Here is an 11,976-nt window from a genome sequence, read left to right as displayed (position 1 = left end):
CGGGCTCAGAACCAGCTCTTGGCGCGGATCGCGTTCGCCAGATCCACCAGCGCGTACCGGTGCGTCCGGCCGGGGGCGGTGCGGGCCAGTGCGCGCAGCCCGGATTCGATCCCCCGGCGCAGCCCGCGTTCGGTGAACGGCTGCCCGAGCAGGGTGCTGCTGGAGGTCCGTGGGCGGTGACCGGCCTGCAGCCACGCCAGCGCGGTGCCCAGAACAAGGACTCGCAACTGCGCGACCCGCCGTTCCGCCGCGGGCAGGGCCTGCAGCCGCGCCGCGGCGACGTGCAGGGTGGACTCCTCCAGCCGATCGGTGTCGACCTGCGCGTGTTGCTGGGTCTCGCCGTCCCCGGAGTCCGGATCGCCGGGTTCGGCGGGTCGTGCGGTGAGGAGCAGCAGGACCGCCGTCAGCCGTGCCTCGGTGTAGTGGCGGGAGGCGGAGGGAACGTCGTCCAGGGCCGCGACCGCGGCGGCGACCCGGCCGTCGGCGGCCAATTGCCGTGCGAGCCCGAAGGCGGCGCTGACCACGCCGCGGTCGGTCCGCCACACCGTGGCGTAGAACTTCTCGGCGCACTGCCGCCACTGCGCGGGATCCGGCGAATCCCACTGTTGCAGAACAAGTTCCGCGGTCGCGGCGATGGCGAGTTTGGGCGCGATCTCACCGGGCAGCGCACACAGCACCGCGTCGAAACTGTCGTAGGCGCGTTCGTAGTCCTGCTCGCGCAGCGCGATCAGGCCCTGGAACCAGTCGGTGCGCCAATCCTGTTCGCCCAGGTTGTCCAGCAGCTCGCGGGCCGCGGCCGGCTGGTCGAGATCGAGATGGACGCGAACCTCGGCCAGGGTGGCCTCGGCGGCGAAACCGTCCGGCGCACCATCCGGTGCGGTCTCGGCTCGCCGCCGCGCGGCCCGCACCGCGTCGAGGGCATGTTCCGGTTCGGAGTGCGCGGTCCCGGCCAGCAGCGCGGCCGACGGATCGGCCGGATCGATCAGCGGGACCGGCAGGGCGGCGGCGATATCGCGGGCGGTGAGATTCTTGCCGCGGACCACGCCGTCGGCGTAGACATCGGTCTGGCCGATCAGCTCGTCGGTGCCGAAACTGGTGCGCGGCGGACTGAACAGCGTCGACAGTTGCGGATGTTCGGTACCGGTCTCGGCGGCCAGGATTTCGCGCAGCACGCCCGCCAGCTGGGTGGTCATCACCCGGGCCGACGGGAACCGGCGATCCGGATCGGGATCGGTCGCGGTCAGCAGCAGCCGATGCAGGGATTCGTAGCGAGCCAGTACCGGTTCGGCATCCGGATGCGGAATGCCGTCGGTGTAGCGGCCGGCGACCATCGGGATGTTCACCGTCAGCACCGCCAGGGTGCGGCCGACGGTGTAGATGTCGGTGGCGGCGGTGGGACCGGTGGTGGCGATCTCCGGTGCTTGGAAACCCTTGGTGCCGTAGAGATTTCCGTAGGAGTCGAACGGTGCGGTCGCGCCCAGGTCGATCAGTTTCACCTGATCCTCGGTGACCATGATGTTGTCGGGCTTGAGGTCGTTGTAGGCCAGCTCCAGCGCGTGCAGATATTCCAGCGCGGGCAGGATCTCCAGGATGTAGGCGATCGCTTCCGGCACCGGCATCCGCTCCGGCCGCGGATGGGTGTCGAGCAGATCGCGCAGCGAGCGACCGCCCACGTACTCCATGACGATGTAGCCGATCGGCGAGCCGCCGGGACCCGGATGTTCGACGAAGTTGTGGATCTTGACGATGCTCGGATGGGCCAGTTCGGCCAGATATTGGCGTTCGGCCACGGCGACGGCCTGGGCCTCGGCATCCCCGCCGTGCAGCAGGCCCTTCAGCACGACCCAGCGGTCGCTGACATTGCGGTCGATCGCGAGGTAGATCCAGCCGAGCCCGCCGTGCGCGATGCAACCCTGAATCTCGTACTGTCCGGCGACGCGATCGCCGGCCCGCAGATACGGGCGGAAATCGTAGGGAGCGCCGCAGTTGTCGCAGCTGCCGACGGCCGTGGCGGCGTGCGCCGCCGTGGTGCGCCCGACCGGACGGCCGCAGCGCCAGCAGTACCGCCGTCCCTCGGCCACCACCGGGTCGGCGAGCACCGCCCCCATCGGATCCAGTTGCGGCACAGCCGGAATCGGCACCAGGCCGGCGCCCAGGCGACGGACCGTGGGACGGGAGCGGACCGTGCGCCCGCTGCGTCCGGTGGGACGACTCGGCTCGCTCGGATACGACGAGGTGCCGGGACCGCCGGTGCCGGCCGGGGCGGCGGCGGTATCCGGTCCCGTGAACGGTGTTGCGGCCGTGGGCAGGTCGGCACGCTGAGTCCCGTGGATGTGCTGCGTCCCATGGATCTGCCGAGGCCCGGGTGTTCTCCGGGGCTCCGGCGGTTCCGGGGCGTGGCGGGCCTGTGGTGTCGTCGGATCCTCACCGGGTTCCGGCGTGGGCGTGAGAGATGTCGGCGGGTACTCGGATTCGGGGAAGTCGTGGTGCTCGGACATGGATCAGTCCCGATAGGTCGGTTCCGGCGGTCCGGCCGCGGGACCCAGCGCGGGCGCCAGCCAATGCTGATAGAGCCGATCCCAGGTGCCGTCGGTGCGCAACCGCTGCAGGGTGGCGTTCACGAACCGGACCATATCGTCGTTACCCTTCGGGACGCCGACGCCGTACGGCTCGTCACTGAGGGCGGGCCCCACCACCTCGGCGTACGGGTCCTGCGCCGCCAGCCCGGCGAGCAACGCGTCGTCGGTGCTGATCGCGTCGACCTGGCGCTGCTGCAAGACCACCAGGCAGTCCGCCCAGGTCGGCACCGTCATGATCGCGGCCGTCGGCTGGATGTGCCGAATCCGGTCGAGCGAGGTGGTGCCGCCCACCGCGCAGACGCGCTTACCGGCCAGATCCGCCATCGAGGTGATGCCGGATCCCTTCACCGCCAGGACGCGCTGATGCGACATCAGGTAGGTGGTGGAGAAATCGACGCGCCGGCGTCGATCACAGGTGATGGTCATGGTCTTCACCACGACGTCGACGCTGTGATCCTGCAGTGCGCGTTCACGATCCGCCGAACCGAGGATCCGGTATTCGATGCGGCGCGGATCGCCGAACAGATCGCGCGCGATCTCGGCGGCGACGTCGACGTCGAAACCGGCGAGGGTGCCGCTGATCGGATCGCGGAAGCTGAACAGATTGCTGCCGGGATCCAGGCCGACCAGCAATCGCCCGCGCGCGCGGACGGCGTCGAGGGCCGGTCCGTGATCGGCGCCGGGACGCAGGCTGGCGGTGGGATTACCGCATTGCGGTTCGAGATCCGGGGCGGGTGCCGACTGTGGTTGTGTCACAACGGCATTGGCGGGCAGTGGCGGTTCGGTGTAGGTGCCGCTGCCGCCGGCGCGCGGGGTGCTCGGCGCACCGCCGCAACCGCCGGCCAGCAGGGCCGATGCCGCCAATGCCGCTGCCGCGACCCGCCTCGCTCTCATCGGTACTCCCTCAAACGCGGCCACAGCCCGGCCACCACGAACACCGCCGCCAGCGCGGCCAGGGTGAGTGCGCCCGGGGCCAGGAAGTCCAGCGACCGCGCGGCATCGGATATCTCTCCGCGCAATGTATTTCGCGTTTCACCCATACCGGCGGCGAGCGCGCTGTCGAGGGTGTCGACCGCCGCGCTCGCCTGCGCCGGATCCGCGCCGATCGCCACCGCGGTGGCGGCCGGGAAATCGCCGCGGCCCAGCGCGTCGTTCATCCGCTGATGAGCCGAGCGCCAACGACCCAGTGCCGCATGCGCATTGCGCACGTCGCCGGCGCCCGGCGCGCCGCCGGGATAGTGGGTGAGCAGATCGTCGAGCCGCGCGGTGGCGGTGTCGTAGGTGTGGTCGTAGTCGCCGCTGACATCGCGGCGCACCAATTTCAGCGTCTCCGCCGCCCGCGCCTGCTGCGCCAGGATGCGGCTCTCGGTCAGCTGGGCGCCCGGCACCGCGCCGTCGTCGCGTCCCGAGGTGGTCGCCACCGCCGAGAACGATCCGGCGATCACCGTCCAGGCCAACAGGATCAGCAGAATGCCGGAGGCCACCAGCAGACCCGGATTGAGTACCCGATGCCAGCGCCGGGCCAGATAGAACTGTGCCGCCACCAGTGCGGCGAGTGTCAGGATCGGCAGGACGATCGCCGCCCACGGCGGCCGCACGTGCTGGCGCTGGGTCGCCGCGATCGCCGCGGACCGATGCTCCTGCAACTCCTGCGCGGTCGGGAGCATGGTGGTCTGCATGAGATTCGACGCCTCGCTCAGATAGGCGGCGCCGACGGGATGCCCCTCGCGATTGTTGGCGCGCGCGGTCTCGATGAGCCCGGTGTAGACCGGCAGCTCGGTGGCCACCCCGGTGCGCAGCCGGGTGTCGGCATCGGGTGTGACCGAGCCGGGTGTGCCGGCGTTGTCGGACTGGGCCACGAGTTCGGCCGCGGCCTCACCGACCGCCTGGTCGTAGTGATCGCGCACCGGTTTCGGCTCCAGCCCCCCGGAGATGAAGGCGGTGCCGGCGGCGGCATCGGCCACCGACAGCGAGGTGTAGAGATGCTGTGCGGAATTGGCGTCCGGTTCGGCCTCGTCCAGCAGATAGTCCAGGGCGTGCTGGCGGTGGCCCACCTCTCCGGAGGTGACGGCGCCGGCGATCAGGCACAGCCCGAGCAGTAACAGGCCCAGCGCGATCAGTCGCGCGGGGGACGAGCGCGCGAACGCGCGGACATCGGTCGCGTCGAGCCGGCTGCGCACGGCGGCAGCCGCGGCCCGCGGGGACAGCTCGTCGAGCTGCGAATGCCCGATTCGAGCCATGCCCACCTCCGTTCGTTCAGCGGGTTGCATTGTGCGGACTGAGCTTATTGTGGTCGTACCGGTACCGCCCGATATGTGTCGGTCACGACGGCGGTACCGGAGGCCGGCGGTCAGGACGCCGGCGTGGATCGGGACGAGGCGGAGCATGCGCGGTGACGGAGACGGCTTCTTGGAAAGCCCCGATGGGACGCGGCAGTGGGGCCTGTTCGGGGCTGCCGGACTGCTGCTGCGGGCACCCCGGCAGGGCGGCGGCGCATTGGTGCTGCTGCAACACCGGGCGCCGTGGAGCCATCAGGGCGGAACGTGGGCGCTGCCCGGTGGTGCGCGCGACAGTCATGAGACCAGCGTGCACGCTGCGGTCCGTGAGGCGCAGGAAGAAGCCGGAATCGATCCGGAGGCGGTCCGGGTGCGCGGCAGCCGGGTGACGAGTACCGCGGACTCCGGCTGGACCTATACCACCGTGGTGGCCGATGTGTCGGAAACCTTGGCGACCACCGCGAATCGCGAAAGCGCCGAGCTGGCGTGGGTCCCCGAGGAGGAGGTCGACGCCCGGCCGCTGCATCCCGGATTCGCCGTCGCGTGGCCCGGGCTGCGCGCGGCCGCGGCCCGGCTCGAATTGGACGGCCTCGCCGAGGCGGCCGCCATCGCGGCGGTGCTGCCGCGCACGATCGACCTCGCCGATCGCGGCTTTTTGTGGCTCGACACGCACGATGCCGCCGCGCCGACCGCCCGGATCGCGCAGCGCGAGAACGGGTCCGGTGGGGACGCGCAGTACGAGGAAGCGCTGGTGCTGACCCTGGACCAGGTACTGGACTGAACGCCGTATGTGAATAGCCGTGTCCTCCCCATGTGTACGGCTGTGGATCAGTTCGCCGCGTTCTCCAGCAACCGCTGTTTGAGTTCGCGGGCGGCGGCCTGAGGGTCGCGCGCCGCGGTGATGGCACGCACCACGACCACCCGGTCGGCGCCGGCCGCGAGCACCTCCGGCAGGCGGTCGCGGTCGATCCCGCCGATCGCGAACCACGGCCGGGTCGGATGCGATTCCGCGGTCGAGCGCACCAACTCGATACCCGCCGCGGTGCGGCCCGGTTTGGTCGGCGTATTCCACACCGGCCCGGTGCAGAAGTAATCGATGTGCTCGTCGACGACCGCGAGCCCGGCCTGGTTGCGATTGTGGGTGGATCGGCCGATCACCACATCCGGCCCGAGGATCCGGCGGGCGTACCAGGGCGGCAGGTCGCCCTGGCCCAGATGCAGCACATCGGCGCCGGCCGCCAGCGCGATGTCGGCGCGATCGTTGACCGCGACGAGCGCGCCGTGGCGGCGGGCAGCGGCCTTCAGTTCGGCCAGCGCGCCGAGTTCGGCGCCGGCCTCGAGCGGCCCGAACTTCGCCTCGCCGGCCGAACCCTTGTCGCGCAGCTGGATGATGTCGACACCACCGGAGAGCGCCGCCTCGGCGAATGCGGCCAGATCACCGGTATCGCGCCGGGCGTCGGTGCACAGGTAGAGCCGGGCCGAGGCCAGGCGTTCGCGCGGTGCCATCGGGCGTTGCGGTTGGGACGGTTGCACGGCTTCGACCGTAGCCGCGCTACCGTGGAGAGGCGAAACAAGAGGGCATTCCCGCAGCGATGGCGGCCGCGCGGGAACGCCGATTTCCCGGTGTCGGCCGTGCACGGCGCGGTCCGTGCGAGTCCGGGACCCGAGCGAGGTGGAGTGATGCGAAGTCTGGCCGTCGTGGGTGGGGGTGTGATCGGTCTGGCGGTGGCCTGGCGGGCCGCCGAACAGGGCTGGTCGGTGACGATTCTCGATCCCGGTGTGGGGTCCGGCGCGTCCTGGGTCGCGGGCGGCATGCTCGCCCCGCTCTCGGAGGGCTGGCCCGGCGAGGACGACCTGCTCGAATTCGGTGCGGCGTCGCTGCGGCGCTGGCCGGAATTCGGCGCCCGGCTGCGGGACGCCACCGGGGTGGACGTCTTCGTGGCCCGGCAGACCCTCACCCTCGCACTGGACGCGGCCGATGCCGCCGACCTGCGCACGATCGCCGACTTCTGCGGCACCCACGGATATGCGATGCGCGTGCTCGACCGGGCCGGGGTCCGGGCGACCGAGGCCGGGCTCTCGCGCACCGTCCGGGCCGGTCTGCTGGCGGTGGACGAACCGGCGGTGGACAATCGCCTGCTGCTCGCGGCCCTCCGTCGCGGATGTGAACAGGCCGGTGTGCACATCGATCCCACGCCCGTGACGGCTGTGGACGAACTCGGCCACGACCGGATCGTGCTGGCCGCGGGATCGGCCAGCGCCCGGCTGTGGGAGCTGCCGGTGCGGCCGGTCAAGGGCGAGATCCTGCGGTTGCGCCGGCGCCCGGGCACCCCGCCGCCGCCGTCCTCGGTGATCCGCGCGCGAGTGCACGGCCGGCCGGTCTATCTGGTCCCGCGCGCCGACGGCCTGGTGGTGGGCGCCACGCAGTACGAGGCCGGATTCGACACCACCGTGACCGTGGCCGGGGTCCGCGATCTGATCGCCGACGCGGACGCGGTATGGCCCGCCCTCGGCGAATACGAACTGGCCGAGGCCGCCGCGGGCGGACGTCCCGGCACCCCCGACAATCTGCCGCTGATCGGATGGCTCTCGGATCGGGTGATCGCCGCCACCGGGCACGGCCGCAACGGCATCCTCGGCGTACCGATCACCGTCGACGCGGTGGCGGCGCTGCTGGCAGACGACGTCCTCGCCGAGGCGAAGGCCGCCGACCCGCACCGTTTCGCCACGGCCGAAACCGCTACTCCCGCATCATCATCAGGAGGTAACCAGTGACCGCGCAACCGAGTTCCGCGTCCCCATCGATTCCCGTCGGCGTCACGGTGAACGGCACCGACCACGTCTTCGCGGAGCCGCTCACCGTCCGGGAACTGCTCGAGCGTCTGGACCTGCCCTGCCGTGGCGTGGCCCTGGCGGTGGACGGTGCGCTGTTCCCGAAGTCGCGGTGGGACGAGCCGGTCGGCCGCGGCTGGGAGATCGATGTCCTGACGGCGGTGCAGGGTGGCTGAGATTCCGGGCACAGAATCACGGCCGGTCGAGCCGCTGCGGATCGCCGATCGCGAATTCGGCTCCCGGCTGATCATGGGCACCGGCGGCGCGGAGAATCTGGCGGTGCTCGAGGAGGCGCTGGTCGCCTCCGGTACCGAATTGACCACGGTCGCCATGCGCCGCATCGACGCCGCGGGCGGAACGGGCGTGCTCGATCTGCTCAAACGCCTCGACATCGCCCCGCTGCCCAATACCGCGGGTTGCCGCACCGCCGCCGAGGCGGTCCTCACCGCACAGCTGGCCCGCGAGGCGCTGGAAACCGACTGGGTGAAACTCGAGGTCATCGCCGACGAACGCACCCTGCTGCCGGACGCCATCGAATTGGTGTCGGCCGCAGAGCAATTGGTCGACGACGGCTTCGTGGTGCTGCCCTACACCACCGACGATCCGGTCCTCGCGCGCCGCTTGGAGGATGCCGGCTGTGCCGCGGTCATGCCGCTCGGTTCGCCGATCGGCACCGGCCTGGGCATCGGCAATCCGCACAATATCGAGATGATCGTCGAGGCGGCCGGGGTTCCGGTCGTGCTGGACGCGGGGATCGGTACGGCGAGCGACGCCGCGCTGGCGATGGAACTGGGCTGTTCGGCCGTCCTGCTGGCCACCGCCGTCACCCGTGCCCGGCATCCGGCCCGGATGGCGACGGCTATGGCCGCCGCGGTGCAGGCCGGTCACCTGGCTCGCCACGCCGGGCGTATCCCCAAGCGTTTCTGGGCCCAGGCCTCCTCACCCGCGGTGTGAACACGGGGATGTCCCCAGGTCGCGGCCGGGTGAGCCCACCGGGACCCTAGGGGTCCCCTCATCCTCGAGGATGACCGGACTCGCGACCTGTGAGCGATGGTCGCGTGCCGCTTTCTCGGGGAGACTGGTGCACATGATCGAATGCAGAGGTCTTACCAAGCGCTTCGGTGCGACCGTTGCCGTCGAGAACCTGTCGTTCACGGTCACACCTGGCAAGGTGACCGGGTTCCTCGGCCCGAACGGCGCCGGTAAGTCGACCACCATGCGGATGATCCTCGGCCTGGATCAGCCCACGGCCGGGACGGCGGTCATCCAGGGCAAGCGCTACCGCGAGCTGGATCATCCGCTGCGCGCGGTCGGTGCCCTGCTCGATGCCAAGTGGGTCCATCCGAACCGGTCGGCTCGCTCCCATCTGCGCTGGATGGCCGCCGCCAACGACATTCCGGCCGGCCGGGTGGAAGAGGTGCTGCGGCTGGTGGGCCTGACCGAGGTCGCCGACAAGAAGGCCGGCGGATTCTCGCTCGGCATGTCGCAGCGGCTCGGCTTGGCCGGGGCGCTGCTCGGCGATCCGCCGGTGCTGCTGTTCGACGAACCGGTCAACGGACTGGACCCCGAGGGCATTCTGTGGATCCGGCGGTTCATGCAGCGGCTGGCCGCCGAGGGACGCACCGTGCTGGTGTCGAGCCATCTGCTGTCGGAAATGGCGCAGACCGCCGACCATCTGGTCGTGATCGGGCGCGGCAGGCTGATCGCCGACACCGACACCAAGGACTTCATCGCGAAATCGTCGGAATCGACCGTGCGGGTGCGCAGTCCGCAGCTGGACGAGCTGCGCAGCCTGCTCACCTCCAACGGGATGACCGTGCGCGAGGACGGCAGCGCGGCCGACCGGGAAGGACCGGCCGACACGGCCCCCGCGCTGGTGGTGATCGGGGAAACCAGCGACGCCATCGGCAAATTGGCGGGCGCGAACAGCATCACCCTGTATGAGCTTGCGCCGCAACAGGCTTCGCTCGAGGAGGCGTTCATGCGGATGACCGGAGGTGCGGTGCAGTACCACGGTGAGGGTGTCGAGCAGGCGATGGGAGGTGCGCTCTGATGGGTATCGTCGCCGCGGAGCGGATCAAACTCACCTCGACTCGGTCACCGTGGTGGTGTTCGGCGATCGTCGTGGCGCTGGGCCTGGGCCTGGCCGCCCTGATCGCGGGCGTCTCGCGGGCGAGCATGGGCCACGAGAACGAAACGACGCTGACCACGGCCGGCGCCATGGTCGGTGTCTCCGGCTTCGGCGTCATGGTTCTGATGATCATGGCCGCCCTCACCGTGACCAGCGAATACCGCTTCGGCATCATCCGGACCACCTTCCAGGCGACCCCGAACCGATCCCTGGTCCTCACCACCAAGGCCCTGCTGACCGGCGCCTACGCGGCGGTGCTGACCTTCGTGCTGGGTCTGCTGGCCTATCTCATCGCGAAACCGCTGGCCGGCGACGCGGGGCGGCAGATGAGCCTGAACTCCGACGCCGATTGGCGTGCGCTCTACGGGCTGGCGATCTACGCCTTCCTGGCGGTGATCTTGTCGGTCGGTGTCGGCGCCCTGGTGCGGCAGTCGGCCGCGGCGATCTCGCTGATCGTGTTGTGGCCCTTGCTGATCGAGACGCTGCTCGGTAGCTTCGGCAGCTTCGGCCGCAGCGTGCAGCCGTTCCTGCCCTTCGCCAACATCAACCGGTTCCTCGGGGAGGGCGCGTCCTCCGGGGCGCACTGGCACTGGGGGCCGTGGGGCGGACTGGTCTACTTCATCGTCTTCGTGGCGGTCGTCTTCGGCGCCGCCCTGATCGTGGTCGACCGCCGCGACGCCTGATCCACAACCTGATACCTGCCCGTTCCCGGGCGCTCACCCTCGCGAACCCCGGGAGCGGGAGGGCGGTCCTGTCGGGGGACTGCTATCCCGGTCACAGCCGCCACTGCCCGGCGAATGTGACGATCACCGGCCCGATGTGCAGCCTTTTCGCGCTGTGCATCGGGCCGGTGTGCTGTGTGCAAAGCCTTCGTTAACAGCCCCGGTGGACCTTCCGCGTGGAAGAGCCGGTGGGTAACATCGGCCGGGCAACCAACACGTTATCCATCGGCGGACCCAGCGCTGTGCCCGCTCCGTCCGATAGAGAGGTGGCAGGTGGCGATCATTGGCTACGCTCGGGATGTGAGCGAAAGACCTTCCGGCGACGGCGAAAACGCGTCCCGCGCAGCCCGTCCCGGAGATGCGCGAAACCGCACGGGCGGTTCGGGGTCGCGTCGCAACGGCACCGCCGGTAGGCGGGGCAAAAGGGGGACCGGTTCCGGTGTGGACAATCGTCGAAACGGCGAGGCAGATCGTCGAAACGCCGCGGCCGAGGCCGGCGACACGCCACGAGCCGATCCCGTGCCGCCGGTCGACCGGCCCGGATCCGGCGTCGGCCCCGGGCTCGATCCGGAGGTCGAGATCGTGATTCCGCTCACGCCGGCCGACGAGACCGAATCTCGCCTGCGGTCGTTCGGCCGGCGCGGATCCGATCAGCTGTCCTCGCTGATGGCCGCGGCCAACCAGCGCGCCGACGTCATCGGTGTGATTCGCAAGGCGCGCGAGAGCCTGCCCGGCGATCCCGCGTTCGGCGACCCGCTGTCGCTGACCGGGCCCGGCGGTGCGCGGGCGGTGGCGCGCGCGGCCGACAAGATCGTGGGCGACAATCCCAGCGCGGCCAAGGAGCTCGGCCTGGGCGCGCTGCAGGTCTGGCAGGCCATGCTGGAGCGCGTCGGCCGCGGGAAGGGCAGTGCGGAGATCACGGTGGTCTTCACCGACCTCGTGGCGTTCTCGCGGTGGTCGCTGTCGGCCGGTGACGAGGCGACGCTGGAGTTGTTGCGGCGGGTGGCGCGAGCCATCGAACCGCCGATCGTCGATCGGGGCGGTCAGGTCGTCAAGCGCATGGGCGACGGGGTGATGGCGGTCTTCGCCTCCCCGGACAGTGCGGTGCGTGCGGTGCTGACCGCGAAGAAGAATTTGGACCGGGTCGAGGTGGCGGGATATCGGCCGCGTATGCGGGCGGGTCTGCACACCGGGACGCCGCGCGAGATCGGCGGCGACTGGCTGGGTGTGGACGTCACCATCGCCGCCCGGGTGATGGAGGCCGGCGGCAACGGCAACACGATGATCTCGGAGACCACTCTCGAGGCGCTGGAGCCGAGCACGCTGAAGGAACTCGAGGTCGCGGCCAAGCCCTATCGGCGCAGTATGTTCGCCGCCCCGCTCAACGGCGTTCCGGAGGGGATGCGGATCTTCCGCCTCGCCGGAGATTAGGCGGC

The 11,976-nt window shown here is 70.5% G+C and carries 11 protein-coding genes; 7 read left to right on the top strand and 4 right to left on the bottom strand.

Annotated elements, in window-relative coordinates; translation table 11 throughout:
- Positions 1-5 precede the first annotated feature (5 nt).
- Genes ON23_RS25930 through ON23_RS25920 form a run of 3 tightly spaced genes read right to left on the bottom strand, consistent with a single transcriptional unit; the run spans position 6 to position 4,819 of the window.
- Complete coding sequence (locus tag ON23_RS25930; protein WP_083904237.1) at positions 6-2,498, bottom strand: serine/threonine-protein kinase; 2,493 nt, start codon at positions 2,496-2,498, stop codon at positions 6-8.
- Positions 2,499-2,501: 3 nt separating this feature from the next.
- The gene (locus tag ON23_RS25925; protein WP_039781381.1) at positions 2,502-3,473 is read right to left on the bottom strand and encodes a glutamate ABC transporter substrate-binding protein; all 972 of its coding nucleotides are present in this window, start codon (positions 3,471-3,473) and stop codon (positions 2,502-2,504) included.
- Positions 3,470-4,819, bottom strand: coding sequence for a GlnX family signal transduction membrane protein (locus ON23_RS25920; RefSeq protein WP_039781380.1), 1,350 nt, complete (start codon positions 4,817-4,819; stop codon positions 3,470-3,472). The genes ON23_RS25925 and ON23_RS25920 overlap by 4 nt, the downstream gene beginning before the upstream one ends.
- Positions 4,820-4,964: 145 nt before the next feature.
- Here ON23_RS25920 and ON23_RS25915 point away from each other — a divergent pair, with 145 nt between their 5' ends.
- Positions 4,965-5,636 carry an NUDIX hydrolase gene (locus tag ON23_RS25915; protein ID WP_083904235.1) on the top strand — a complete coding sequence of 224 codons (672 nt, stop codon included), beginning with the start codon at positions 4,965-4,967 and terminating at the stop codon, positions 5,634-5,636.
- A gap of 47 nt (positions 5,637-5,683) precedes the next feature.
- Here ON23_RS25915 and thiE read toward each other — a convergent pair whose 3' ends face one another.
- Complete coding sequence (gene thiE / locus ON23_RS25910; RefSeq protein WP_039781379.1) at positions 5,684-6,388, bottom strand: thiamine phosphate synthase; 705 nt, start codon at positions 6,386-6,388, stop codon at positions 5,684-5,686.
- 147 nt (positions 6,389-6,535) lie between these two features.
- Here thiE and thiO point away from each other — a divergent pair, with 147 nt between their 5' ends.
- From thiO to ON23_RS25880, 6 genes are all read left to right on the top strand, one after another.
- Complete coding sequence (gene thiO, locus ON23_RS25905; RefSeq protein ID WP_039781378.1) at positions 6,536-7,630, top strand: glycine oxidase ThiO; 1,095 nt, start codon at positions 6,536-6,538, stop codon at positions 7,628-7,630.
- The gene (gene thiS, locus ON23_RS25900) at positions 7,627-7,863 is read left to right on the top strand and encodes a sulfur carrier protein ThiS (protein WP_051043351.1); all 237 of its coding nucleotides are present in this window, start codon (positions 7,627-7,629) and stop codon (positions 7,861-7,863) included. Before thiO ends, thiS begins: the two co-directional genes overlap by 4 nt.
- A gap of 1 nt (position 7,864) precedes the next feature.
- Positions 7,865-8,641: a thiazole synthase gene (locus ON23_RS25895; protein ID WP_039781416.1), complete on the top strand. Its 777-nt coding sequence runs from the start codon at positions 7,865-7,867 to the stop codon at positions 8,639-8,641.
- Between the two features lie 133 nt (positions 8,642-8,774).
- A complete protein-coding gene (locus tag ON23_RS25890; RefSeq protein WP_039781376.1) occupies positions 8,775-9,740 on the top strand; it encodes an ABC transporter ATP-binding protein in 966 nt (321 codons plus the stop codon).
- Complete coding sequence (locus tag ON23_RS25885) at positions 9,740-10,501, top strand: ABC transporter permease (RefSeq protein ID WP_039781375.1); 762 nt, start codon at positions 9,740-9,742, stop codon at positions 10,499-10,501. Before ON23_RS25890 ends, ON23_RS25885 begins: the two co-directional genes overlap by 1 nt.
- Positions 10,502-10,981: 480 nt before the next feature.
- Positions 10,982-11,971: an adenylate/guanylate cyclase domain-containing protein gene (locus tag ON23_RS25880; protein WP_444543687.1), complete on the top strand. Its 990-nt coding sequence runs from the start codon at positions 10,982-10,984 to the stop codon at positions 11,969-11,971.
- Positions 11,972-11,976 lie beyond the last annotated feature (5 nt).

The sequence above is a fragment of the Nocardia cerradoensis NBRC 101014 genome, assembly GCF_000308535.1.
Taxonomy (GTDB): Bacteria; Actinomycetota; Actinomycetes; order Mycobacteriales; family Mycobacteriaceae; genus Nocardia; species Nocardia cerradoensis.
The sequence above is the reverse complement of the archived record's forward strand: the minus strand, read 5'-3'. Positions and strand labels throughout refer to the sequence as shown.

What these genes read in the sequence shown, in the direction of transcription:
- ON23_RS25885 (WP_039781375.1), top strand. Translation starts at nt 9,740, where the DNA reads ATGGGTATCGTCGCCGCGGAGCGGATCAAACTCACCTCGACTCGGTCA.
- ON23_RS25890 (WP_039781376.1), top strand. Translation starts at nt 8,775, where the DNA reads ATGATCGAATGCAGAGGTCTTACCAAGCGCTTCGGTGCGACCGTTGCC.
- ON23_RS25930 (WP_083904237.1), bottom strand. Translation starts at nt 2,498, where the DNA reads ATGTCCGAGCACCACGACTTCCCCGAATCCGAGTACCCGCCGACATCT.
- ON23_RS25925 (WP_039781381.1), bottom strand. Translation starts at nt 3,473, where the DNA reads ATGAGAGCGAGGCGGGTCGCGGCAGCGGCATTGGCGGCATCGGCCCTG.
- ON23_RS25915 (WP_083904235.1), top strand. Translation starts at nt 4,965, where the DNA reads ATGCGCGGTGACGGAGACGGCTTCTTGGAAAGCCCCGATGGGACGCGG.
- ON23_RS25920 (WP_039781380.1), bottom strand. Translation starts at nt 4,819, where the DNA reads ATGGCTCGAATCGGGCATTCGCAGCTCGACGAGCTGTCCCCGCGGGCC.
- thiO (WP_039781378.1), top strand. Translation starts at nt 6,536, where the DNA reads ATGCGAAGTCTGGCCGTCGTGGGTGGGGGTGTGATCGGTCTGGCGGTG.